The organism is Nocardia huaxiensis (assembly GCF_013744875.1).
Taxonomy (GTDB): Bacteria; Actinomycetota; Actinomycetes; order Mycobacteriales; family Mycobacteriaceae; genus Nocardia; species Nocardia huaxiensis.
In genome coordinates, this window is the sequence record NZ_CP059399.1 from 978759 (window position 1) to 1003293 (window position 24535).

The 24535-nt window shown below is 66.9% G+C and carries 22 protein-coding genes and 4 tRNA genes; 15 read left to right on the top strand and 11 right to left on the bottom strand.

The features are described from left to right. Position 1: 1 nt before the first annotated feature. The 4 genes from H0264_RS04525 to H0264_RS04540 form a co-directional block, all read right to left on the bottom strand. A complete protein-coding gene (locus tag H0264_RS04525; protein WP_181582797.1) occupies positions 2-835 on the bottom strand; it encodes a sulfurtransferase in 834 nt (277 codons plus the stop codon). Positions 836-866: 31 nt separating this feature from the next. Further along, on the bottom strand, positions 867-1370 hold the full coding sequence (locus H0264_RS04530; RefSeq protein WP_181582798.1) for a DUF4395 domain-containing protein: 504 nt from the start codon (positions 1368-1370) through the stop codon (positions 867-869). A gap of 260 nt (positions 1371-1630) precedes the next feature. Next, on the bottom strand, positions 1631-2092 hold the full coding sequence (locus H0264_RS04535; RefSeq protein WP_181582799.1) for a TlpA family protein disulfide reductase: 462 nt from the start codon (positions 2090-2092) through the stop codon (positions 1631-1633). Next, positions 2089-2973: an LmeA family phospholipid-binding protein gene (locus H0264_RS04540; protein ID WP_181582800.1), complete on the bottom strand. Its 885-nt coding sequence runs from the start codon at positions 2971-2973 to the stop codon at positions 2089-2091. Before H0264_RS04540 ends, H0264_RS04535 begins: the two co-directional genes overlap by 4 nt. A 230-nt stretch (positions 2974-3203) precedes the next feature. Between H0264_RS04540 and H0264_RS04545 the strand changes: the two genes are divergently transcribed. The 6 genes from H0264_RS04545 (at position 3204) to pstB (ending at position 9118) form a co-directional block, all read left to right on the top strand. Beyond that, positions 3204-3959: a winged helix-turn-helix transcriptional regulator gene (locus H0264_RS04545; protein ID WP_181582801.1), complete on the top strand. Its 756-nt coding sequence runs from the start codon at positions 3204-3206 to the stop codon at positions 3957-3959. Between the two features lie 24 nt (positions 3960-3983). Then, on the top strand, positions 3984-4898 hold the full coding sequence (gene mshD / locus H0264_RS04550) for a mycothiol synthase (protein ID WP_181585292.1): 915 nt from the start codon (positions 3984-3986) through the stop codon (positions 4896-4898). A 298-nt stretch (positions 4899-5196) separates the two neighbouring features. Continuing rightward, positions 5197-6318, top strand: coding sequence for a phosphate ABC transporter substrate-binding protein PstS (pstS, locus tag H0264_RS04555; protein ID WP_231083987.1), 1122 nt, complete (start codon positions 5197-5199; stop codon positions 6316-6318). A 20-nt stretch (positions 6319-6338) separates the two neighbouring features. After that, positions 6339-7427, top strand: a complete 1089-nt coding sequence (pstC, locus tag H0264_RS04560; protein WP_181582802.1) for a phosphate ABC transporter permease subunit PstC — start codon at positions 6339-6341, stop codon at positions 7425-7427. Beyond that, a complete protein-coding gene (pstA, locus tag H0264_RS04565; protein WP_181582803.1) occupies positions 7424-8323 on the top strand; it encodes a phosphate ABC transporter permease PstA in 900 nt (299 codons plus the stop codon). The genes pstC and pstA overlap by 4 nt, the downstream gene beginning before the upstream one ends. An 18-nt stretch (positions 8324-8341) precedes the next feature. After that, entirely contained in the window at positions 8342-9118 is a 777-nt protein-coding gene (gene pstB, locus H0264_RS04570; protein WP_181582804.1) for a phosphate ABC transporter ATP-binding protein PstB, read from the top strand. A 63-nt stretch (positions 9119-9181) separates the two neighbouring features. Here pstB and H0264_RS04575 read toward each other — a convergent pair whose 3' ends face one another. Further along, on the bottom strand, positions 9182-9868 hold the full coding sequence (locus H0264_RS04575; RefSeq protein WP_181582805.1) for a GntR family transcriptional regulator: 687 nt from the start codon (positions 9866-9868) through the stop codon (positions 9182-9184). Positions 9869-10005: 137 nt separating this feature from the next. On the opposite strand from H0264_RS04575, the gene H0264_RS04580 reads away from it, so the two are divergent. The 4 genes from H0264_RS04580 (at position 10006) to H0264_RS04595 (ending at position 15406) form a co-directional block, all read left to right on the top strand. Then, positions 10006-11121: a mandelate racemase/muconate lactonizing enzyme family protein gene (locus H0264_RS04580; protein ID WP_181582806.1), complete on the top strand. Its 1116-nt coding sequence runs from the start codon at positions 10006-10008 to the stop codon at positions 11119-11121. An 18-nt stretch (positions 11122-11139) separates the two neighbouring features. Further along, complete coding sequence (locus H0264_RS04585; RefSeq protein ID WP_181582807.1) at positions 11140-12465, top strand: cation:dicarboxylate symporter family transporter; 1326 nt, start codon at positions 11140-11142, stop codon at positions 12463-12465. Positions 12466-12467: 2 nt separating this feature from the next. Further along, complete coding sequence (locus tag H0264_RS04590; protein WP_181582808.1) at positions 12468-13643, top strand: mandelate racemase/muconate lactonizing enzyme family protein; 1176 nt, start codon at positions 12468-12470, stop codon at positions 13641-13643. Between the two features lie 164 nt (positions 13644-13807). Then, entirely contained in the window at positions 13808-15406 is a 1599-nt protein-coding gene (locus tag H0264_RS04595) for an MFS transporter (RefSeq protein WP_181585294.1), read from the top strand. Positions 15407-15542: 136 nt separating this feature from the next. Here the strand turns inward: H0264_RS04595 and phoU are convergent, their stop codons facing one another. The 6 genes from phoU to H0264_RS04625 form a co-directional block, all read right to left on the bottom strand. After that, entirely contained in the window at positions 15543-16214 is a 672-nt protein-coding gene (gene phoU / locus H0264_RS04600; protein WP_181582809.1) for a phosphate signaling complex protein PhoU, read from the bottom strand. 88 nt (positions 16215-16302) lie between these two features. After that, positions 16303-18555, bottom strand: coding sequence for an LCP family protein (locus H0264_RS04605; protein ID WP_244976100.1), 2253 nt, complete (start codon positions 18553-18555; stop codon positions 16303-16305). 238 nt (positions 18556-18793) lie between these two features. Then, entirely contained in the window at positions 18794-19939 is a 1146-nt protein-coding gene (gene dusB, locus H0264_RS04610; protein ID WP_220140017.1) for a tRNA dihydrouridine synthase DusB, read from the bottom strand. A gap of 167 nt (positions 19940-20106) precedes the next feature. Beyond that, positions 20107-21072, bottom strand: coding sequence for an acyl-ACP desaturase (locus tag H0264_RS04615; RefSeq protein ID WP_181582811.1), 966 nt, complete (start codon positions 21070-21072; stop codon positions 20107-20109). A gap of 228 nt (positions 21073-21300) precedes the next feature. After that, entirely contained in the window at positions 21301-21900 is a 600-nt protein-coding gene (locus H0264_RS04620; RefSeq protein ID WP_181582812.1) for a DUF937 domain-containing protein, read from the bottom strand. A gap of 133 nt (positions 21901-22033) precedes the next feature. Beyond that, a tRNA-Lys gene (locus tag H0264_RS04625) sits at positions 22034-22106 on the bottom strand. Positions 22107-23169: 1063 nt separating this feature from the next. Between H0264_RS04625 and H0264_RS04630 the strand changes: the two genes are divergently transcribed. The 5 genes from H0264_RS04630 to H0264_RS04650 all read left to right on the top strand — a co-directional run bounded on the left by H0264_RS04630 (position 23170) and on the right by H0264_RS04650 (position 24481). Then, the gene (locus H0264_RS04630; RefSeq protein WP_181582813.1) at positions 23170-23835 is read left to right on the top strand and encodes a TetR/AcrR family transcriptional regulator; all 666 of its coding nucleotides are present in this window, start codon (positions 23170-23172) and stop codon (positions 23833-23835) included. A 92-nt stretch (positions 23836-23927) separates the two neighbouring features. Continuing rightward, a tRNA-Glu gene (locus tag H0264_RS04635) sits at positions 23928-24003 on the top strand. A gap of 33 nt (positions 24004-24036) precedes the next feature. Next, positions 24037-24110: transfer RNA gene (locus H0264_RS04640), tRNA-Asp, on the top strand. A gap of 36 nt (positions 24111-24146) precedes the next feature. Continuing rightward, positions 24147-24223 (top strand) — tRNA-Phe (locus H0264_RS04645). Positions 24224-24304: 81 nt separating this feature from the next. Next, positions 24305-24481, top strand: a complete 177-nt coding sequence (locus H0264_RS04650) for a hypothetical protein (protein WP_181582814.1) — start codon at positions 24305-24307, stop codon at positions 24479-24481. Positions 24482-24535 lie beyond the last annotated feature (54 nt).

Consider the following 24535-nt stretch of genomic DNA (forward strand, 5'->3'; position numbering starts at 1 on the left):
ATTACGCTCCCAACTCGATCGGTGCACCGACGAGGGAGCCGTACTCGGTCCAGCTCCCGTCGTAGTTCTTGACGTTCTTGTGGCCCAGCAGCTCCTGCAGCACGAACCAGGTGTGCGAGGAACGCTCGCCGATGCGGCAGTAGGCGATGGTCTCCTTCTCGCCGTCCAGGCCCGCGTCCTTGTACAGCTGCGCCAGCTCGGCGTCGCTCTTGAAGGTGCCGTCCTCGTTCGCGGCCTTGGACCACGGCACGTTGATGGCGCCCGGGATGTGGCCTGGACGCTGCGACTGCTCCTGCGGCAGGTGGGCCGGGGCCAGGATCTTGCCGGAGAACTCGTCGGGCGAACGCACGTCGACCAGGTTCTTGTTGCCGATGGCGGCGATGGCGTCATCGCGGAAGGCGCGGATGGACAGGTCCTGCTCGGAGGCCTTGTACGCGGTGGCCGGGCGCACCTTGACGTCCTTGACCAGCGGGCGGCCGTCCAGCTCCCACTTCTTGCGGCCACCGTCGAGCAGCTTCACGTCCTGGTGGCCGTAGAGCTTGAAGTACCAGTAGGCGTAGGCCGCGAACCAGTTGTTGTTGCCGCCGTACAGCACGACGGTGTCGTCGTTGCCGATGCCGCGGGCCGACAGCAGATCGGAGAACTGCTCACGGTTGACGAAGTCGCGGCGAACCTGGTCCTGCAGGTCCTTCTTCCAGTCGAGGCGCACGGCGCCCTCGATGTGGCCCAGGTCGTAGGCCGAGGTGTCTTCGTCGACCTCGACGAGGACGACGCCCGGGGTGTTCAGGTTCTCTTCGACCCAGTCTGCGGAGACCAGGACATCGGAGCGAGCCATTGTGTTCCTTTCGAGGTGGCGGGTGCCGGTGTCAGGCGGTGGGATGGGGGTTGGTCGGCGCGGTGCGGAACCGCGAGACGAGCGGATAGATCTTGCAGCCCAGGCAGATGCCGAAGGCGGCGTTGAGGAAGGCCGCGAACAACGCGAAACCGGTGAAGATCGCACCGATCACCGAATTGCCTGCGGCATAACCCAGTACGCCGATCACGGCGAACACCAGGCCGACCAACTGCGCGAACCGCAGCGGCGCAACAGGTTCCACCGCGGGGGCGGGACCGATCTTGGGCGCGACATAGGTCGCGTAGAGCCGGCCGTAGGGGCTGCGGCGCGGGCCGTAGGCGGCGCCGAGTGCGAACACGGCGGCCTGCAGGGCCAGCAGCACGGTGGCGGCCGGGACGGAAAACGTAGCGATGATCAATACGAGCGCCAAGGCGGCGGTGGTGATCCAGGCGGCGAACCGCGGGCCGCGCACATCCACCTGTCCGGTGGGGGCGGTGGAATTTTGTGTACTACCGGGAGTGTTCGGGTTCGACATGGGAATGCTCCTGCGCTGAAGGATTATTGGCCAGATCGCCGGAGGATCTGGACGATCTCTCGTACGGCGGACGAATCCGGTCGGCGCGTCAGGAAGGGACGTGTAAAGGCCGACCGGCTAGCGGCACAGGCAGCAACAACCACCGAGGCGGCACAGGTCTACCGTGCGGCGTCGGGTGAGCATCAGCTCGCGGTTGGTTTGCACGAGAGGGAGTTTACCCAAAAATTCGGGGAAATTGGACCCGGGGTCCGTAATGCTGGTCACTCGACCGCCTCGGAGCCGGTCAATTCGCCCAGTGACGTGCGCAGATCCGCGGCCTTGGGCACTCCGGAAATTCGGAACCGCTCCCGTCCCCGGGCATCGAGGACGAAGGTGGTCGGCAGCGACAGCACGTTCAGTTCGCGCGCCAGCGCCGGGTCCGCGTCGATGTCGATCTCGAGATCCAGCGGCGGGCGGGGCGCGTCCGCGAGTTCGGCCACCACACTCGAAACGACTCGGCGCACGGCCGCGCACGGGCCGCACCAGTCGGCGGAGAAGTGCAGCACGGTGGGCCGGCCCGGAACCACTCCGGCGGCGGCCAGCAATTGCGCACGGGCATCGGCTTTTTCGGGAGCGGTCTCGCTCACCTGTGTGCTGCGCACGCGACCTTCGTTGCGGCGCACCAGGATTCCCACGCCGATCGCTCCCGCGACCGCCGCGGCCAGCACGCCGAGCGCGATCATGGCTGCTGTAGCCGATCCAGATCGAGGACCACGTTCTCGGCGGTGCCCTCCACGATGATCACTCCGCCGAGCGCCTGCACCTTGGTGGGCATGATGCCGAAGGGCAGATCGCGCACGTCGATGGTGCGGGTGAAACGCGCGAGCACCGCGGCCTTCTCCGACTCGGGCACCACCGCGGGCTTCTCCGCCTCCGGCACCACCGCCGCCGGCGAGGAGTCCGATCCGCGATAGATGTCGGTGGCGATGATGTGCACCTGATCGCCGTCCAGGCGCAGTTCGGCGAGCACGCTCACCACCTGCTTGCTCTTGCTGGTCGTCGGCACGGTGCTGAGCGAGACCGCGCTGTCGTCGGAATCGGGGTACAGCGAGATGGTGCCCGCCAGCCGGATCAGGCCGGGCTTCAACTGGGTGCTGGTGATGCCGGACCCGCCCGAACCGCCCGAGCCGTCGGACTTATCGGTGGACGGACCGAGCACCTGCAGATCCGGGATCTTGAACAGCCGGCCCAGATCGACCGATTCGAAGCGCATGGTCGCGTTCACCTCGTCCACCGGCACCCGATTCGCCACGCCGTCCACCAGATCGCGCATGGGCAGCCGCACGCCGCGCAGGTCGGCCTCGGAATAGATCGAGCCCTGCACATCGGTGCGCGGGGTGCGGGTCCGGATCTTCACGTTCTCGAATTCCCCGTCGAGGGCCTGCGACACGAACGGATGCAGAATCGATTCGCGGAAGGTGACCTCGGGATCGGAGCCGAGACCCGAACCCTGGCGCAGCAGTCGCGATACCCGGTACTCCGAATACGCGGCGACACCGAAGTCGAGCACGACGGCCAGCCCTGCCAGGCAGAGCAGCCCGATGATCAGCCTCCGGAAATACATGGGGCCAACCCTATCGGGCCGCGCGCCCGCACGACGATCGGCGAGCTCACGCCGTTTCGGTATTCGGTGTGATGTTTCGTTAGCGGGGCTGTGATGCGTCGCCCGCATTGCGTGGTCTGGTCCAAGTACGCGCTAATGTATGACCCGAATTACCTGTGATGACTTGCATGCGGGTGTGGCAGACAATGCGGTAGCCACACACATGCCAGAGATGGGATGGAGGGCCCCCCATGGAGCTGCTCCTGCTGACCTCCGACCCCAATCCTGAGTCGGTGCTGCCGTCACTGGCGCTGCTGCCGCACCACGTGCGGCCCGCTCCCACCGAGGTGGCGTCGCTGCTGGAGGCGGGATCCGCCGATGTGGCGCTCGTCGACGCCCGCACCGATCTGGCCGCCGCGCGCGGCCTGTGTCGTTTGCTGGGCAGCACCGGATCGTCGGTGCCCGTGGTCGCGGTGCTCACCGAGGGCGGCCTGGTCGCCGTCAATGCGGACTGGGGACTGGACGACATTCTGCTGCCCGGCACCGGACCCGCCGAACTCGATGCCCGGCTGCGGCTGCTGGTGGCCCGCAACGGTGGCGTCGCCAGCCCGGAGAACACCGGCAAGATCACCCTGGGTGAGCTGGTCATCGACGAGGGCACCTACACCGCGCGCCTGCGCGGCCGCCCGCTCGACCTCACCTACAAGGAATTCGAACTGCTGAAATACCTCGCGCAGCATGCCGGCCGGGTGTTCACCCGCGCCCAGCTGCTGCAGGAGGTGTGGGGTTACGACTTCTTCGGCGGCACCCGCACCGTGGACGTGCACGTGCGGCGGCTGCGCGCGAAACTCGGCAGCGAGTACGAGTCGCTCATCGGAACGGTGCGTAATGTCGGGTACAAGGCGGTGCGGCCGGCCCGGACGTCCGGCAAGGGCGACGCGGTCACCTTCCCTGATGCGGACGACACCGGCGACAGTGAATTGACCACGGCGAACGGCACTTTCTAGATGATTTCGGAGCGGCAGCCGGGTATGCGGCTGCGGGAGCTCGGCTGGGACCGGCGGGTGCCGGACGCGGTCGCGGCGCAGACACGGTCGGTGATCGAGCGGGCGACCGCGGTCGACGGGGTGGCCCCGATATCCGAGCAGGCGGTGCTGTCGCTGGGCGCGGAGTCCGAGGCGTGGCATCACGTGGTGGCGTCCGAAAACGGCTCCGGCGTGGCCGGATACGTGAATCTCGTGCCCTCGCACGGCGGGCATCCGGCCATGGCCGAGATCGTGGTGGATCCGGCGGCGCGCGGGCGGGGTCTGGGCGCGAGCCTGGTGCGGGCCGCGCTGGAGGCCGGCGGGCGTGGGGCGCGGGTCTGGGCGCACGGTGATCTGCCGCCCGCGCGGGCGGTCGCCGAACGGTTGAAGCTGTCCGTGGCGCGCGAACTCTGGCAGATGCGCCGCGATCTCGCTAACTCCGAGCTACCGGAATTGGCGGTGCCCGAGGGGCTCGAATTGCGAACCTACGCCGGGCCTTCCGACGATGCCGAGATCCTGCGGGTCAACGGCGAAGCCTTCTCCTGGCATCCGGAGCAGGGCGCGTGGACCGCACGCGATATCGAGGCTCGGCGCAATGAATCCTGGTTCGACCCGAAGGGTCTGTTCCTGGCGTTCGATCCCGCCGAGCCGGACAAGCTCCTCGGATTCCACTGGACCAAGATCCACTACGACGAAAACCCGCACCTCGGTGAGGTTTACGTCGTCGGCGTCGATCCCTCGGCGCAGGGCCGCGGCCTCGGCCGCCTGCTCACCCTCGCCGGTCTGCACTATCTGCGCGATCGCGGCCTCGGCTCGGTCCTCCTCTACACCGAGGCCGACAACACCGCCGCCGTGCACACTTACACCAAGCTCGGTTTCGAGCGCTTCCACGTGGATGTCGCCTACGCGCTGTCGCCTTAGCGTTCCTCACCGGAGGGTTCCGGACTCCTTCGGGGGTTCGGGGGCGAAGCCCCTGAGGGCCCCGGGAGTGGTGCGAGCTACTGTGAGGCAAACGTCACATATGGTGCAGCGTAATCGGGGCGGGTTGTTCATCTCCCGTTCACCTGCCCTGGTCCAACTGTCAACCGAGCGCCCTTACGTTGCTTGTGGGCGGTACCGAGCTGCCCGGTGTGCTAGTTCGCAGCGAACGGCCGCCACCGATACGCCCGTCCGACCGTTGAGGGGTCGGGCGTGCAAACCGTGATTCCCGGAGGAATAGGTGAATCTCAAGCGCAGCACCACCGTGTTCGGTGCGCTGATCGCGGCCGGTGCCATGACGCTCACGGCGTGTGGCAGTGACGACAACACCACCGAGACCGGCAACGCGAGCAAGATCGACGTCGCCTGCGGCGGCAAGACCGCGCTCAAGGCCAGCGGCTCGTCCGCGCAGAAGAACGCGATGGATCGCTTCGTCGCCGCCTACGAGGCCAACTGCGACGGCTTCAAACTCGACTACACCTCGTCGGGCTCCGGCGCCGGCGTGAAGGAATTCCTCGGCGGCCAGACCGATTTCGCGGGCTCCGACTCGCCGCTGAGCGCCAAGAAGAACGAGGTCGCCGACGCCGAGGCCCGCTGCGGCGCGCCGGCGTGGAACCTGCCGACCGTCTTCGGACCGGTCGCGGTGACCTACAACATCCCGGGCGTCACCGACCTGGTGCTGGACGGCCCGACCATGGCCAAGATCTTCAACGGCCAGATCACCACCTGGGACGACGTGGCCATCAAGGCACTCAACCAGAAGGCCGCCCTGCCGTCGGAGAAGATCGCCGTGATCTTCCGCTCGGACGAGTCGGGCACCACCGACAACTTCCAGAAGTACCTGACCGCCGCCTCCGAGGGCGCGTGGACCCAGGAGTCCGGCAAGACCTTCAACGGCGGTGTCGGTGAGGGCGCCAAGGGCAATGAGGGCACCTCGGCCGCGGTGAAGAACACCAAGTTCGCCATCACCTACAACGAGTGGTCGTTCGCGAAGGCGCAGGGCCTGTCCATTGCCCGCATCCTGACCGCGTCGACCTCCAACGACCCGAAGCCGGTCGAGCTGACCGCGGAGACCGCGGGCAAGGCCATCGACGGCGTGAAGATCTCCGGCCAGGGCAACGACCTCGTGCTCGACCTGTCCTCGATCTACAAGCCGACCACCGGTGGCGCGTACCCGATCGTCATGCCGACCTACGAGATCGTCTGCTCCAAGTACAAGGACGCCGACACCGCGAAGGCCGTCAAGGCGTTCCTCGTCTCCGCGCTCGGCAATGGCCAGAGCGGTCTGGCGGATGCCGGCTACGTGCCGATCCCGGACCAGTTCAAGACCAAGCTGACCACGGCCGTCAACGCCATCTCCTGATCGACTGATCGAAAAACACCATGACCGTGCACGATCAAACAACCCCGACGGGTCGGTCCGTTTCGACCGGCCCGGCGGGGAGCCGTGCCCTGCCGCCGGGGGATACTGCGCTCATGCCGACCGATCTCAGCAAGCAGCCGGCCGCCCCCCAGCCCAAGGGGAAGGCCACCTCCGGCCGCGGCCAGAACAAGTTCGGTGCGGAGTTCATCTTCCGCTCGGCGGCCACGGCCGCCGGTGCGATCATCGTCGCCGCCATCGCCCTCATCGCACTGTTCCTGCTGGTGCGGGCGGTGCCGTCGGTGGCGGCCAATGAGGCGAACTTCTTCACCAGCACCGAATTCAACACCTCCGATGCCAACCACCTGCGGTTCGGCATCAAGGACCTGTTCATGGTCACGGTGCTGAGCTCGCTGCTCGCCCTGGCGATCGCGGTGCCGATCGGTGTGGGAATCGCGCTGTTCCTGACGCAGTACGCGCCCAAGGCGCTGGCGCGACCGTTCTCCATGCTGGTCGACCTGCTGGCGGCGGTGCCCTCGATCGTGTTCGGTATGTGGGGCTTCCTGGTGCTCGCCCCGGAAATCGAACCGTTCCAACGCTTCCTGAACGAGAAGCTCGGCTGGTTCTTCCTGTTCGCCGACGGCAATGTGTCGATCTCCGGCGGCGGCACCATCTTCACCGCCGGCGTGGTGCTGGCGGTCATGATCCTGCCCATCATCACCTCGGTGAGCCGTGAGGTCTTCGGCCTCACCCCGCGCGCGCACATCGAGGCCGCGCAGGCCCTCGGCGCCACCAAGTGGGAGGTCGTGCGCATGACGGTGCTGCCGTACGGCCGCTCCGGCGTGATCGCGGGCTCCATGCTGGGCCTGGGCCGCGCGCTCGGTGAGACCATCGCGGTGCTCATCGTGCTGCGCACCTCCGCGCAGGCCGGGCACTGGTCGCTGTTCGACGGCGGCTACACCTTCGCCTCCAAGATCGCTGCCGCGGCAGCGGAATTCAGCTCGAAGCTGCCGACCGGCGCGTACATCGCCGCCGGCTTCGTGCTGTTCGCTCTGACCTTCGTGGTCAACGCACTGGCCCGGCTGGTCGCCGGCGGGAAGGTGAACGGATGACCGCCACACTCGACAAGCCGATCAAGGCCCCCACCTTCCGGCACGTCAGCCCGGCTCGCCGGCTGAAGAACAATCTCGCCACCGTCGTGGTGTGGGTGTGCTTCGCGGTCGCGCTGGTCCCGCTGCTGTGGGTGCTCTACACCGTGGTCGAAAAGGGCGGCGAGGCAATCCTTTCCGCCAACTGGTGGACCAAGTCGCAGAAGGGCGTGCTGCCCGACCAGACCGCGGGCGGCGTCTACCACGCAATCTACGGCACCATCGTGCAGTCCGCGGTGGCCGCGGTCATCGCGGTGCCGCTGGGCATCATGGCCGCGGTCTACCTGGTCGAATACGGGCGCGGCTGGCTGGCCAAGACCACCACCTTCATGGTGGACATCCTGGCCGGCGTGCCGTCGATCGTCGCGGCGCTGTTCATCTTCGCGCTGTGGATCGCCACCCTGGGTTTCCCGCAGAGCGCGTTCGCGGTGTCGCTGGCCCTGGTGCTGCTCATGCTGCCGGTGGTGGTGCGCAGCACCGAGGAGATGCTCAAGCTGGTCCCGGACGAATTGCGGGAGGCTTCCTACGCGCTCGGCATTCCCAAGTGGAAAACCATTCTGCGCATTGTGGTTCCGACCGCCGCGCCGGGCATGATCTCCGGCATCCTGCTGTCCATCGCCCGCGTCATGGGTGAGACCGCGCCGGTGCTGGTGCTGGTCGGCTACTCGAAGTCGATCAACTTCAATGTCTTCGACGGCAATATGGCCTCGCTGCCGCTGCTGATGTACCAGGAGCTGGCCAACCCGGAGGCCGCCGGCCGACTGCGCGTCTGGGGTGCGGCGCTGACCCTCATCCTTCTCATCGCGCTGCTGTACGCCGCGGCGGCCGCGGTCAACAAGTTCCTCACGCGGAACCGATAGAGCGAACGGAAAAGACTCATGGCCAAGCGGATCGACATCAAAGATCTCAACATCTACTACGGCAAGTTCCACGCCGTGGCCGATGTGGCGCTGACCGTGCTGCCGCGCAGCGTGACCGCGTTCATCGGTCCTTCCGGCTGCGGTAAGTCCACCGTGCTGCGCTCGCTCAACCGCATGCACGAGGTGACTCCGGAGGCCCGCGTCGAGGGCGCGGTGCTGCTCGACGGCGAGGACATCTACGGCGCGCAGGTCGATCCGGTCGGCGTGCGCCGCACCATCGGCATGGTGTTCCAGCGTCCGAACCCGTTCCCCACCATGTCGATTCGCGACAATGTGGTGGCGGGGCTGAAGCTGCAGGGCGTGCGCAACAAGTCCGAGCTGGACGAGGTGGCCGAGCGCTCGCTGCGCGGGGCCAACCTGTGGAACGAGGTCAAGGACCGGCTCGACAAGCCCGGCGGCGGTCTGTCCGGCGGTCAGCAGCAGCGTCTGTGCATCGCCCGCGCCATCGCGGTGTCGCCGGACGTGCTGCTCATGGACGAGCCGTGTTCGGCGCTGGACCCCATCTCCACGCTCGCGATCGAGGATCTGATCTCCGAGCTGAAGAAGGAGTTCACCATCGTCATCGTCACGCACAACATGCAGCAGGCCGCGCGGGTCAGTGACCAGACGGCGTTCTTCAACCTCGAGGCCCAGGGCAAGCCCGGCCGTCTCATCGAGATCGACGAGACCGAGAAGATCTTCTCCAACCCGTCGCAGAAGGCCACCGAGGATTACATCTCGGGTCGTTTCGGTTAAGCCGGCTGCGCAAGGCTCCTGGCCCCGGTCCTTCAGGACCGGGGCCTTTTTCGTGCCGGTGGGCTAGTCGTGGACGGCGGCGAGCATGCGCTGCTTGCCGGATCGGATGTGGGCCTCCATGAGGCGTCCGGCTTCGTCGGCGTCGCCTTCGGCCAGGCGGTCCAGGATCTCGGCGTGCTGGCAGTTGGATGTGTGTCTGGCGTTCTCGGTTTCGAGGCCGTGGCGGCGGAACAGGTGCAGTTCCTTGGAGACGTCGTCGTAGAGGTCGATCAGGCGCGGATTGCCGGACAGGGCAACGAGATCGCGGTGCAGGTCGACATTGCCGGGGTAGTAGTCGTCGACGGCGGGGACGGCGTCCGCGAGCCGGGAAACCTTGGCGCGCAATGCTTCCACGTCTTCGGGGGTGGCGCGTTCGGCGGCGAGGCGGCCCGCCAGGCCGAACAGGGCGGCGCGGACGTCGTAGAGCTGGGCGGCTTCCTCGACGGAGATCTCGCGCACGAACATGCCTCTGTTGGTGCGGAATTCGACGAGCCGGCTGTGTTCGAGCTGCCGTAGCGCTTCCCGGACCGGGCCGCGGCTGGTGCCCAGTTGCAGGGCGAGCGCGGATTCGTTGATCCGGTCGCCGCCGCGCAGGGCGCCGTTGATGATCATCTGCTCGAGTTGCCTGGCGATGAGTTGCAGCAGCGAGGTGGATCGCCGGTCGGCGACCTGCTGCTGTAGGGCGCTCAGTGCATCGGTGTGCTCGGCCATGGCCTCCGCTCGCTCGCTCCGCCGACAGATCTGTGCGGCATTCTGGCATGTCGAATTGTCAATTGCAAATCGTTGACAGTTGACGATTCTCGCGCGCAGACTCTGTGCACCGTCCAGGCGAAACGAAGGAGGACGGAATGAAGATCAAGGACATCCGGGCCGGCGTGCACACCACCTCGATCGAGGTGCCGCTGCTACGGGACCGGGTCAGCGGCTACGGCCGCGAGGAGCAGAAGGAGTTCGTCTTCTGCGAGGTCGAGACCGACGAGGGGCACACCGGGGTGGCACTCACCGGGCACTTCCTGGCCCGCGCGGTGGTGGTCGCGCTCCAGGAACACTTCCTGCCCGTCGTGGTGGACATGGACCCGCGCGAGACCGAGGCGATCCACCAGAAGGTCTGGCGCACACTGAATCCGCGCACCATGACCGGTGTGGTGTCCAGCGCGCTGTCGCTGCTGGACATCGCGCTCTGGGATATCGCGGGCAAGGCCGCGGGCCGGTCGGTGGCGAGCCTGCTCGGCGGCGCGCGCACCGACGTGCCGACCTATGTCACCTTCGGCTTTCCGCAATACGACCGGGAAACCCTGGCCGAGGCCGCGAGACTGCAGGTGGCGCAGGGCTTCACGGCGCTGAAGATGGTCGTCGCGGTCGACCCCGGCGGCTGGCGTGAGGACGCCGCGCGCATCCACGCCGTCCGCGACGCGATCGGCCCGGACATCGACCTGATGATCGACGCCAACTACCTGTACACCCCGACCGAGGCCGCGCAGCTGTGCCGCGCGGTGGAGGACGCGAACCTCACCTGGTTCGAGGAACCCCTGCATCAGAACGACGCTCGCGCACTCGCGGATCTGCGCGCGCACACCAGAATTCCGCTCGCCGCCGGCCAGATGGAGGGCCACCGCTGGCGGTTGCGTGAACTGGTGGAGCGGCAGGCCGTCGACATCCTGCAGCCGAATGTCTGTTACTGCGGCGGCTTCACCGAGGCCCGCAAGGCCGCCCATCTGGCGCAGATCTACAACCTGCCGCTGGCGCACGGCGGCGGCTGGCCGCTGTTCAACCTGCACACCCTGGCCGGAATGATGAACGGCTGGATCCTGGAGTGGCATGTGGGCATGGTGCAGGTGGGGGAACTGCTGTTCCCCGACGCGCCCAAGCCGGTGCACGGTGTGATCACCGTGCCGGATCGCCCCGGTCTCGGCCTGACCGTGGACCGGGCCGCGCTGCGCTCGACGCTCGTCGCGGCCGAGTGAATCCGGGCGGTGAGTCGGATGAGCAGTACCGCGCTCGACACCGCGCCGGAATCCGCGGCCCGCCCGCCGCGCTGGCGCCGGGTGGTCACCAACACCAGCTTCCAGGTGCTGGTGGCGGCCGTGGCCGCGGCCGTCTTCGGCATTGTCGCTCCGGAGGCGGCGGCCGGCACCAAGCCGATCGCCACCGCGTTCATCGCGCTGATCCAGATGCTGATCGCGCCGATCGTGTTCCTGGTGATCGTCACGGGCATCGTCACGGCCGGCGGGATGAAGGCGGTCGGCCGGATCGCGGCCCGCGCGCTGATCTATTTCGAGATCGTCACCACCGCGGGCATGCTGCTCGGGCTGCTGGCGGTCAATCTGTTCCAGCCGGGCTCCGGGGTGGCGCCACCGCAGGATGCCTCCGATGACGTGTCCAGTTATGTGAAAGGCGGCGCGCACACGTCGTTCGGGGAATTCCTGATCGGCATGGTGCCGGACAACGCGGTGAACGCCTTCGCGTCCGGCCATATCCTGCAGGTGCTGATCTTCGCGGTGCTGTTCGCCATCGCCGTGGTGAAAATGCCCGCGGCGGTGCGGGATCCGATCGTGGACGGGTGTACCCGGTTGGCGCAGATCCTGTTCCGGATGATCGGCATGATCATGCTGCTGGCGCCGATCGGCACCTTCGGCGCGGTGGCGTCCACGGTCGGCAAGTACGGTCCGGCGACGCTCACGGCCCTGATGAAGCTGGTCGCCGTGTCCGCGCTCGCGCTGGCGGTGTTCGTCTTCCTCGGGCTGGGGCTGGTGTGCCGGCTGGCCGGGTTCTCGCTGTTCCGCCTGATCCGCACCTTGCGCCGGGAGCTGATGGTGGTGGTCGGCACCTCCTCGTCGGAGGCCGTGCTGCCGCAGTTGATGGAGCGGATGGAGGAGGCCGGCTGCCGCCGCAGTGTGGTGGGTCTGGTTGTGCCGACCGGGTTCTCGTTCAATCTCGACGGTGTCGCGGTGGTGATCCCGATCTGCGTGGTGTTCATCGGGCAGGTGTACGGGATTCCGCTGACCTTCGCCGATCAGTTCGGGCTGTTCCTGGTCTTCCTGCTGTTGTCCAAGGGCACGGCGGGGATCAGCGGTTCGGCGTTCATCACGCTCGCCAATACGGTCGCCGCGACCGCGCTGGTTCCGGTGGCGGGGCTGGCGCTGGTGCTGTCGGTGGATCGATTCCTCTCGCTCATCAGGGCTTTGACCAATGTGCTCGGCAATGCGGTGGCCACCGTGGTGGTGGCGCGCTGGGAGCCGGGTGGGCTGGATCCGGAGGCGGCCGCGCCCGCGCTCGGTTTCCGCCCGAAAACCGTTCAAGGAGTATAGAAATGCCTCGTATCGTCGCCATTCATGAAGGCACCGTGCCGATCAGCTCGTCCATGAGCAATGCCTTCATCGACTTCAGCGCCATGGACTGCTCGATCGTCGCGGTGGTCAGTGATGTGATCCGGGACGGAGAGCCGGTGGTCGGTTACGGCTTCAGTTCCAACGGCCGCTACAGCGCCGGGGAAATCCTGCGCCGCAGGGTGATTCCGCGATTGATCCATGCCGCGCCGGAGGACCTGGTGTCCGCGGACGGCTCGGTGATCGATCCCGCGAAGGCGTGGAAGGTCATGACGCGCAACGAGAAACCGGGCGGCCACGGCGAGCGTTCGGTCGCGGTGGGCGTGATCGACATGGCGCTGCACGATCTGGCGGCCAAGCTGGCCGGACTGCCGCTGTACCGGTGGCTGGTGCGGCACTACGGCCTGGGTGCGCCCGACGATGACGTATTCGTCTATGCCGCAGGCGGTTACTACGCGCCGGGCAAGGGCCTCGGCCAACTCCAGGACGAGATGAGGGGCTTTCTGGAACAGGGCTACGACGTGGTGAAGATGAAGATCGGCGGGGCGAGCCTGGCCGATGACATCAAGCGGGTGGAGGCCGTGCTGGAGGTGCTGGGCGGTGAGGGTGCGCGGCTGGCCGTGGACGCCAACGGCCGCTTCGATCTCGACACCGCGCTGGAGTACGGTCGCGCGCTCGAGCCCTACGGTCTCTTCTGGTACGAGGAGCCGGGCGATCCACTCGATTTCGCGCTGCACGCGACCCTGTCCGAACGCTATCCGGGTCCGCTGGCGACCGGGGAGAACCTCTTCTCCATGCAGGACGCGCGCAATCTGATCCGCTATGGCGGTATGCGGCCGGATCGCGATTACCTGCAGTTCGATCCGGTGCTGGGCTACGGGCTGGTGGAGTACCTCCGCATTCAGGACATGCTGCGGCAGCACGGCTGGTCCTCGCGGCGGTGCATACCGCACGGCGGGCATCAGTTCGCGCTGCATATCGCGGCGGCGTTGCGGCTGGGCGGGAACGAGTCCTATCCGGGCGAGTTCCAGCCGACCGGCGGGTTCGCGGATGCCGCCGTGATCGTGAACAGTCATCTGCGGCTGGGTTCGAGTCCGGGTATCGGGTTCGAGGACAAGGCGGAGCTCTACCGGGTTTTCCGGGCGCTGCACACTCGCTGAGCAGGTGTCCGATCGTCCCCGGCCCGGGTGGCCGGGGACGATTTGGTGTGTCCCGCGTCATAGCGCTTTCCTACCAGGGGAGGATTGTCTGCAACCTGCGGTCACAGTTAGCCTGAGTCGGTAAACCGATCGGTCTAGTTGGGAGGTGTCGGATGACGGTGTCAATGGCGAGCCGGAGTTCCGGACGAACCGTGGCGGGCTTGAGCAAGCAGGGGCGGATCGCCGCGCTGATTGCCATCTGCCTCGCGGAACTGCTTGTAGTGCTGGACAACACGCTCGTGAACGTGGCGCTGCCATCCATGGCGGTGCAGCTGCAGGCCGATATGAGCGGCCTGCAGTGGATCGTCGACGCCTTCACCCTGGCGTTCTCCGGACTCCTGCTGGCCATGGGCCACCTCGGGGACCGGTACGGGCGGCGCAAATTCATGATCATCGGCCTGGCCGGCGTGGCGGTCATGTCGCTGGCGGGGGCGCTGTCCTCCGGACTCGGTCAGGTCATCGCGGCACGGGCGGGCATGGGCGTGTTCGCCGCCGTGGTCTTCCCGGCCACCCTCGCCCTGCTGACGAACATCTTCACCGAGGCGCGGGAGCGGGCCGCCGCCATCGCGCTGTGGACCGCCATGGCCGGCATCGCGATCGCCGTCGGGCCGACCGTCGGCGGCTGGCTGCTGCAGTACTTCTCGTGGCATTCGGTGTTCTGGATCAATGTTCCGGTGGCGCTCGTCGCCATCGCGGCGGTGCTGGCCACCACGCCGGAATCCCGTGCGGAGCATGTGGATCGGCTGGACCGGGTCGGCATCGTGCTGTCGCTGGCGGGCATCACCACACTGGTGTGGTCGATCATCGAAGCGCCCAAGCACGGCTGGCTGGCCACCCAGAGCCTGATCGGCTACCTGCTGTCGGCGGTCCTGCTGGCGGCCTTCGTGGCGTGGGAACTGCGCGTGAAAACGCCTGTGCTGAACATGAATCTGTTCCGCATCCGCCGATTCGCGGTGCCCGCCCTGGCAATCACCGTGTCGTACTTCTGCGCCTTCGGATTCCTGTTCCTCATCACCCAGTACTTCCAGGGCGTGAAGGAGCTGACCCCGCTCCAATTCGGCATCCACTCATTGCCTTTCGCGGTGGCGGTGGGTGTCGGCGCACCGCTGGCGACGCTGCTGGCGCAGCGGGTGGGGACGACGGTGATGATCGTGTCCGGCATGCTCATCCTGGCGGTGGCCATGTACATCGCGGGGCAGACCACGGTCGAGACGCCCTACCTCGGCCCGGTCGTGATCTCCATGGTGCTCATGGGTTTCGGCTTCGCGGTCGTGCAGGGTCCGGCGACCGAATCCATCATGGGCTCAGTGCCTTTGGAGGAGGCGGGTGCGGGCTCGGCGGTCAACGACACCACCCGCGAGGTCGGCGGCGCGCTCGGCGTGGCACTGCTGGGCTCCATCATGACCTCGATCTACGCCGATCGGGTCAGCGGCCGCATCGCGGGGATTCCGAACCAGATCATGAACGACCAGCAGAAGGAATTGGCGAGCAATACGCCGATCAGCGTGCTGGAGATCGTGAAGGCGCCGGTGAATCCGCTGCTGGCGCAGGCGAAGACGGACCTCATTTACGCCATGAAGGTCGCGGCCATGGAGGGCGCTCAGGCGGCTTCCCATGTGGCGGTGGGCACTTTGCTGGTGGCGGCGCTCGTCGTGGCCGTGAGCCTGCCCTGGAAGCCCGAACGCAACCGTTCCATCCTGCTGTCCTGGCGCGACAAGGACTGAGCCGGCCCACGGACATGAAAAGGATTCGGCCCCCGCACCGAGTGCGGGGGCCGAATGCGTCCAAGGGGCTATGGGGCGAGGTCCCATGCGGCTCTTGGGGTTTCAGGGGTGAAACCCCTGACGGGCTTCTGGAGAGTCAGATGGACTCTTTCTCGGAGTCCGGGTCCGGGGGCAGCACGCCGGTGACGAGGAAGACGACGCGGCGGCCGATCTCCACCGCGTGATCGGCGAACCGCTCGTAGTAGCGGCCCAGCAGCGCCACGTCGACGGCCGACGGCACGCCGTGCTGCCAGTCCCGGTCCATGATGAGCGTGAACAGATGCTTGCGCAGGTCGTCCATCGCCTCGTCGTCGTCATTGAGCTTGGCGGCGCGCTCGGGATCCCGGGTCTCCAGGACCTCCTTGGCGGCCGCGCCCATCTTGACCGCGATGCGGCCCATCTCGGCGAAGTAGCTGTTGACGGCCTCCGGGACGGCGTGCGCCGGGAAGCGGCGGCGGGTCATCTTGGCGACGTGCAGGGCCAGCACACCCATCCGGTTCACGTCGGACACGATCTGGATGGCGCTGACCACCTGCCGCAGATCGCCGGCGACCGGGGCCTGCAGCGCCAGCAGTGCGAACGCCTTCTCCTCGGCGAGCTGGATCATTTCCGCGATCCGGTCGTACTCGGTGATCACCTGCTCCGCGAGCTCGAGGTCGGCGTTCAGCAGCGAGTTGGTTGCCCGCTCCATCGCCGACCCGGCGAGCCCGGCCATGCCACCGAGCAGGTCGGCGAGCTCGGCCATTTGTTCGTTGTAGATGACACGCATGAGTCAAGACATTAGTAGTAGCTGCTGACCAAGTCACCAACGGCAGGTAAAACCTGAGTGCTGGTATGTCCCGGCTGCTCCGCAGCGCCTACTTGCAGGTGTCGTCGGCGGCGTTCACGTGTTCCAGGTCGGAGGGCAGTGTGACCGGCGCCGCACTGACCGAGTCGGTCGGCGCGTCGGGCAGGGTCGAACCGAAAGCCGTGGGCGCCTTGATCGTTCCGGCGAAGTCGCTGCCGATCACCACCTCCACGATGCTGCCCATGCCGCTGGTGGCCTCCAGGGTCGAGCCCGGGATGGCGCTGGCGACGGTGGCCGCCGCGGCTTCCTGTCCGGCGGAGTAGCGGACCTTGGTCTTGGTGGAGGTGCCTTCGGCGTAGTTGCCGGTGCTGTAGATCTGGAAGCCCTGATTGGAGAGCTTGGTCGCGGTGGTGGAGGCCACGCCGCCAATGCCGGAACCATTGGAGACCTGCAGCGACACCGTGCTCGGGTCGACGGCCAGCAGTTTGGGTTTGCTGGTCGGCGCGGCGCTGGTGGTCTCTTCGGGGTCGTCCTGCTTCTTCTCGCCGGGCAGCGGCTGGTCGTCGATGATGGCGCGGAAGATGGCCTTGATATCGGATTCGCGCGGAATCTCGTTGCCGTAGGACGTGGTTCCCGCGGTGGGCACGGTCAGGAAGGTGATGGCGCCGGCGTCCACCTTCTTCAGCGACTGGCCGAGCATGAGCAGGTCCTTCACGTTCACGTTGTCCATGAAGGTGTGCTTGGTGAAGGCGTCGATGAAGCCGTTGAGCTTGCCCGGGTCGAACAGCACCCGGCTGGAGAGCGCGCTGCGCAGCAGTGAGGACAGGAAGCGCTGCTGCCGGTTGATGCGGTCGTAGTCGCTGCGTTCCTCGCCGACGACGTGGCGGGCGCGCACGTAGTCGAGGGCGGTCGCGCCGCTGACCATCTGCTTGCCCGGGTTGGTGAGGATGGTGCCGAGGGTGTCGTCGACGAGCGGTTTGGCGCTGCACACCTCGACGCCGCCGATGGTGTCGACCATGGTCTCGAAACCGGCGAAGTCGATGCCGACGAAGTGGTTGATCTTGAGGCCGGACATGCGCTGGATGACATTGGTCAGGCATTTGGGCCCGCCGAGCGCGTAGACGGCATTGAGTTTGTCGCCGGGGGCCGACGAGAAGCTCTCGCCGGTGTACTTGCCCTTGTCGTTGTCCCAGCCTTCGCAGACGGGCCGGGTGACGTCGAGGTCGCGCGGGAAGGACACGGCCACCACGCGGTCGCGGCTCTTGGGGATGTTGACCAGCATGACGGTGTCGGCGCGCGCGCCCTCGGCGTCCTCGGTGGTGCCCGCGCCGAGGCTGGAGTTCACGCCCGCGCGGGTGTCGGTGCCGATGATGAGGAAGTTCTCGTCGCCGTACTGGGCGTCGGCGTCGACGATGTCGGGGGAGTCCTGCTGCAGCGCGCTGATGTTGTTGAAGTTGTTGTCCTTGGCCTTCAGGTAGCTCCAGCCGCCGCCGGTGATCAGGATGGCGATCACCGAGAAGACGATGGCGCTGCTGCGTGCGGCGAGCTTCATGCGCTTGTTGCGGCGCTTGCGTCCGGCGGCCAAGCGGGACAACGGCTTTGCGCCGACGGCGGCGGGCAGCGCGGTGGTCGGATAGTCGGCGGGCGAGGACACCGGCGCCGGCGCCGGAGCCTTGGCGCGTTCGCGCGGGGCCTCGGGGGCGACCACGGGTAGTTCCTCGGTGACCGGATCGGCCGGGGCCGCCGGATGCTGAGAACCGTTGGTGGCGGCCGGTTCCGGCGCGGGCGTGCGCCGCGCACCGTTGACGGCGGCCGGGTCGGCCGGGACGGTGCGCCGCGAACCCGTGGTGTGCACCGGGTCGGCGGGGACGGTGCGGCGGGATCCCGTGGTGTGCACCGGGTCCGCGGGGACGGTGCGTCGCGAGCCGGTGGTGTGCACCGCGTCGCCGTTGGGGGCGCGGCGAGAACCGTTGGCGGCGGGCTGTTCCGGGGGTGCCGCGCGACGGGCGCCGGTTTCCGGCCAGCCGGCGGAGTTGCCGGGGGCGGGGCGGTGGGTGCGGCCGGAGCCGGTGGCCTCGTAGTCGTCGGGGGCCGCGGTGGCCTCGTCGTGGTCGTCGGCGCGGCGCCGGCGGCGGGTCTTGCGTTCGCTGTCGACGCGTTCGACCAAGTCCTGCACCGAGATCGGGGCCGAGCCGGGGGCGGCGCTGTCCGTGTGGCGGCTGCGCCGGCCCGTGCGGGATTGAGTTTCGTCGTCCGCGGGGTAGCGCTCCCACGGGGCGAGACCTCCGGGCCGTGGCGTACGCCCGTACCGATCGTCACCCACCAACGAACCTCACTTTGCTATTCGATGCCGACCGCCATGATAACGATTCCGCCACGATGGACCACTCGAACCGAAATCGGTTCGCGCGCCCGCCCTGAAGATTCTGATCCGAACTGGGACTTCAGCGGGTGAGCGGAAGCCGATTTGTGGATTGCATCTCGATGTCGAACTCGCGACGCGCACGCTCGTTTATTCGAACAAATGTGCGGTCGGGTCGAATTCGATTCGGTCGCAGCGGTTATCCGCCGCTGTGCATGACGTCGGCCGCCGCGGGCACGGTGTCGTCTTCCGGATCGTCCAGCCAGCCGTCCGGCAGAGCCACCTTGACCTGCGGCGATCCCTGTCTGCCGCGCGGTCCGGTGGCCTCGTCCACGGGGAACGGAATGCTCGGATCGAGTTGCCCGACAAGGTCTTCGATTTCGGTCAGGCTGGAGACGGTGGCGAATTTTCGCCGCAGTTCCGAACCGATCGGGAAGCCCATGTAGTACCAGGCCATGTGCTTGCGAATATCGCGCATGGCTTTGTCCTCGCCGTCGTGCTCGACGAGCAGTGCGGCATGCCGGATGAGGATTTCGCCGACGCGGCCCAGGGTGGGTCCCTCGGGAATGGGTTCGCCGCGCAGTGCGGCGGACAGTTCCGCGAACAGCCACGGCCGGCCGAGGCAGCCGCGTCCGACGACGACTCCGTCGCAACCGGTTTCGGCCATCATGCGCAGCCCGTCCTGGGCGGTGAAGATATCGCCGTTGCCGAGCACCGGAATGGTGGTGACGGCTTCCTTGAGCCGCGCGATGTGACTCCAGTCGGCCTGGCCCGAGTACAGCTGGGCGGCGGTACGGGCGTGCAGCGCGACTCCGGCCGCGCCCTCGGCCTCGGCGATGCGCCCGGTGTCGAGGTAGGTGTGGTGGTCGTCGTCGATGCCGATGCGGAATTTGAAGGTGACCGGGACATCCCCGGCGGCCTTCACCATCTCCTGCACGATGTTCGCGAACAACCGCCGCTTGTACGGCAGCGCGGACCCGCCGCCGAGTCGCGTCACCTTCTTGACCGGGCAGCCGAGATTCATGTCGATGTGGTCGGCCCAGCCCTCGCCGACGACGATCCGCACGGCCTCGCCCAGCGTCTTCGGATCGACCCCGTACAGCTGCATGGACCGCGGGCTCTCGTCGGGCCCGAACGACATCATGTGCAGCGTCTTCTCATTGCGCTCCACCACGGCGCGCGCGGTGATCATCTCGCACACGTACAGCGAAGTGGCGCTGCCGAATTCCCGGCACAGCGTCCGGAAGGCCACATTGGTGATGCCCGCCATCGGAGCCAGCACAACCGGCGGATCGACCTGGTAGGGGCCGATCCGCAGCGCGGTCTTCGGGGCTTCGAGCGACACGGTCACGAGGTCAAGTCTCTCATCCGGCAACCAGTGGCCCGGACCACATCCCCGGGTTTGTGCACCCGGTCACCATGGAGAGCGGCCCCCGTGACCGATGGTCACGGGGGCCGCCAGGTTCCTGGGGGTTCGGGGGCGAAGCCCCCTGCGGGTCCCGGGGGTGGGTGCTACGCGTTGGCGAGCTCTTTTTCGCGCTTGGCGGCCTCGCGGGCCAGCATGCGGTCGCGCTGTTCCTCGAACTTCACGACGTCCTTGGACAGCTTCTCGAGGAAATTGCCCAGGCGCTCGCGGGTCTCCTCACCGCGGGCGGTGAAGTCGTCGCGCTCGAAGATCTTCCACTTCTTGAGCACCGGGTTGACGACCTCTTCCAGGTGCTGGCGTAGGTCGTAGATGCCGTGCTTGGCCATGAGCACGCCATTGCGCCGGAAGTTGGGCATGCCCGCGCCCGGCATCTGGAAGTTCTCCAGAATGAGGGTGATGGCGTCCAGCGCCTGGTCGGGTGAGAGGTCCAGGGCCGCGCCGCACATGTTCCGGTAGAAGATCATGTGCAGGTTCTCGTCGGCGGCGATGCGCTGCAGCATGCGGTCGGCGATGGGGTCGTCGCAGACCTTGCCGGTGTTGCGGTGGCTGACGCGGGTGGCCAGCTCCTGGAAGGTGACGTAGGCGACCGAGTGCAGGAAGCCGGCCTCGAGTTCGTCGGTGGGAGAAGCGAATCCGTTGGTCATGTGGATCATGCGCGCCTGTTCGAGGGCGACCGGATCCACGCCGCGGGTGACGACGAGGTAGTCGCGCATGACGATGCCGTGCCGGTTCTCCTCGGCGGTCCAGCGACCGACCCAGGTGCCCCAGGCGCCGTCCTGGGAGAAGTTCTCGGCGATCTCGCGGTGGTAGGAGGGCAGATTGTCCTCGGTGAGCAGGTTGGTGATCATGGCCGCCTTGGCCAGTTCACTCAGTTTCGACTGCGAGGGGTCCCAGTCGATGCCGCCCATGGCGGCGAAGTTGCGGCCCTCGTCCCACGGCACGTAGTCGTGCGGGTGCCATTCCTTGGCCAGTGACAGGTGGCGGTTGACGTTCTCCTCGGCAACCGGCTCCAACTCCGTCAGTAGTTCGAGTTGAGTCAGATCCCTTGCCATACATACGCCCTTCGTGTGTTGCGAACTCTGTGTCCCTCGCTGGCCTGCCGCCGCGCCCATACCTTACGACACCGTAGGGTGATGTGAAACTCATGCGGTCCCCATTGCGGCGCCAGTGAGCGATGTCATATGGCGGCGGCTTCGCTGCCGAACGACGACGGCCCGCAGCGATGTCTCTATCGCTGCGGGCCGTTGATCGTTAGCCGCACACCGGATTTCGGTGCACCATCACTTCTTGCCGCCGAGCAGCCCACCCAGCACATTGCCGAGTACGCCGCCGGCGTTCTGTCCTACTGCCTTGCCCAGCACATCGGCGAGACCGCCACCGCCCTTGTTACCACCGGTGGCGCCGCTGAGCAGTCCGCCGAGAATGTCGCCGAGACCGCCGCTGCTCGCCGCTTGGGTGCCACCGCCGGCGGCGGCGCCGCCACCGAGGGCCTTCTTGCCGAGGTAGGCGAGCACGATCGGGGCGAGCATGGGCAACAGCTTGGCCATCAGATCCTGGGCATTGCCGCCGCCGACATTGCCGAGCGCGCTGATGACGGTGTTCTTCTCGGCGCCGAAGGTCTGATCGACGATCTGGCTGCCCGCGGCGGTGTCCACCTGTTCTATATCGACGCCGCCGTCGAGGAGGGTGGCCGGCTGATTGGCCACTTCGCCTTCCAGATTCAGCCCGACATCGGGGTTGCCGGCCTGTGCCTGGAAACCGCCGAGCAGAACCGGAATGGCCGCATTGATCGCGGTGGTCGCGGTTGCTTCGTCAACTCCGAGCTTGTTGGCGATCTGTGCGACCGGCACGTTGGAGAGCAGGTCATCGAAGGAAGTCATGAACTCCGCCTGAGGTGAGGGGATCCCGGAAAAGCCCTAACGAAGCCACGGTAGGGGAAAACCGGACAGATTGCCACAGATTCGCGGATGTGGCGAGGGGCCCGGATGTAGCATCCGGGCCCCTCGGCGTGTGTGCCCCCACCAGGGCTCGAACCTGGGACCTGCGGATTAAAAGTCCGTAGCTCTACCAACTGAGCTATAGGGGCGCGGGCCACAGTGTAGTGTGCCGACCCCGCAAGTGTTAAACGAGTATCCGATTGTGTTCGGTGCGTGGACATTTGCGCAGGTCATCACGGTTCGTCCGGATGTTGGGGCGGCTGGTTCCGGGCGCGGCGCGGGGGAACGGCGGGGGAGTGGCCGATGGATTTCCGGCGGGTGCGTAGGGGGGACCGGTCGGTGTCTGCGGGGACGGCTAGGGGGTACTGACCGGTCCTCTGGGTGGCGCGCGGCAATCCGACTCGGGGTTCTCGCGGGATCGGCCGGGGGTGTCGCGGGCGTGAACGGCCGACGCGGCGAGTCGCGGTCCGGACTCGGGTGGGTGCGGGGTGGGAAGACCGTGGGCAGGGCATGGGAATGCCCCCGGGCAATCGCGTTGCCACACAGTTTGTTTCATTCCTACCAGGTGGGAATATCATCCAATGGTGATGTGTGGCAACCTTTTTGGTGCGGCAGCCGGGAACGGCCGAAAGTCCGCGCGCCGGCGCGGGTGTCGGCTCGAGGGTGATGCCGTGCGGGCGGGGGCGGCCCGGGCGGGAGGGGTGCGCGTGCCGAACATCGATGGGATAGGGGCGAATTCGCCTATTCGGACCAATCGCCCAGTGGGTAACTGGGGAATTGCGGTATCCGCTAGGGGGCAGTCTGGCTAACTGACTTTCCGGTACACCTCACGCAGGGAGGACTTTCCGGGTACGGTGACCGACTGGTGAATTCCCGAAGAACCGGGATTGCCCCGGCGGCACGGGATTCGGCTTATCGTTGATGTGCCCGAACGTGTCGCGACCGGTCTGGCCGATCGCGGCTCCAACAGATTGAAGCTGCGGGAGGCGGATCCAGACGACGAGAACGCCCGGATGCGCACCCCCTGCGGCGCACCCGGGCGGGAAAAACTATACCAGTTGGTGTGTTTCAAGTTTTTCGCGCTTTTTCGTACCAAAAGTTTGGTAATTCGGGCGTCAGCCCGTCTGAAGTATTTGAAAGACACGTAACTTTGCGTCGCCGGTAGCCCGGAAAGGGTCCGCGACGGTAGCTAGCTTCGGAGGCGTTTCGAGCATGGCACGGCAGCAAGAGCGGGCCCGCCGGACACGCGCGGCGATCATACGGTCCGCCGCCGTTGAGTTCGGGAAGAGCGGCTATGCCGCTGCATCGCTCAACCGCATATTGGAAGGTTCACGCGCCACCAAGGGCGCCATGTACTTTCACTTCGATTCCAAGGAGGATCTGGCACGGGCAGTTCTGGAAGCGGCAGTCGACCGCTACCGCGCCTCCACCGAAAGATGGCTCGGCAGAGGCGATCTCGGTCCCCTGGACGTTCTGCACGGCATGATCGACGAGATCGCGCTGCGGCTGGAGAACGACATCATCATCCAGGCCGAGTTCCGGCTCATCATCGAACCGGAGTTCTACCGCGACATCCAGGCCGGCGGCGGCCGCATCCTCGGGCGGTCCATCCGGCTGCTCGCGGTGCGCGCCATCGAGCACAAGCAGTTGCGCTCCGACGCCGATCCGGACCGCTTCACCCGCACCCTGGCCGCTGCGCTCGCGGGCCAGCGCTATATCTCGGACGTGCTCGGCGGTCCGGCGGATCTGCGCTCCCGTTTCGCCGAGGCGCTCGAGGTGATCGTGGATGCCACCGCGACGCCGGAGTGGGCCGAGGAGTTCAAGCGCACCGGCTGGAAGGTGTCCGCACGCTTGGAAGATCTCAATTTGGCGCTGTGACCAGTGGATTTGGGATTAGAGCGGTGGCTGTCATAAGCTATCTCCGCTCCCAACGGAAGCCGTTGAGCAAACGGTCCAGAGAAATCTGGCGGGCCCCCTTCGTCTAGCGGCCTAGGACGCCGCCCTTTCAAGGCGGTAGCGCGGGTTCGAATCCCGTAGGGGGTACCAGCAGTGGCAACACTGCTGGCGCGGAGCAAGCAAGGCCCTGTGGCGCAGTTGGTTAGCGCGCCGCCCTGTCACGGCGGAGGTCGCGGGTTCGAGTCCCGTCAGGGTCGCAAGTCTGAAGTTTGGCATTCGAATGGGTGCCTTTCGGCCAGGTAGCTCAGTTGGTACGAGCGTCCGCCTGAAAAGCGGAAGGTCGCCGGTTCGATCCCGGCCTTGGCCACCAGTTCACAAAGGCCGCACCTCCGGGTGCGGCCTTTTTGCGTGTTCGCGAGCCTCGCACTGATCTTGGTGCCATCCTGGAAGCATGGCTGATTCCGACGACCAGGCGTGGTACTACGACCTGTCCACGCATCAGGCGGTGCAGGGCAAGCAGGGCTGGGTGAACGACCGGATGGGTCCGTATCCCGACAAGGCAACGGCCGAAAGGGCTTTGGAGATCGCGCGAGCGCGTAACAAGGCCGCCGACGCCGAGGATGACTGATTCGGTGTGATCCGCGACGCGACCGGCCGAGGCGCTCACGCTGCACTCAGACGA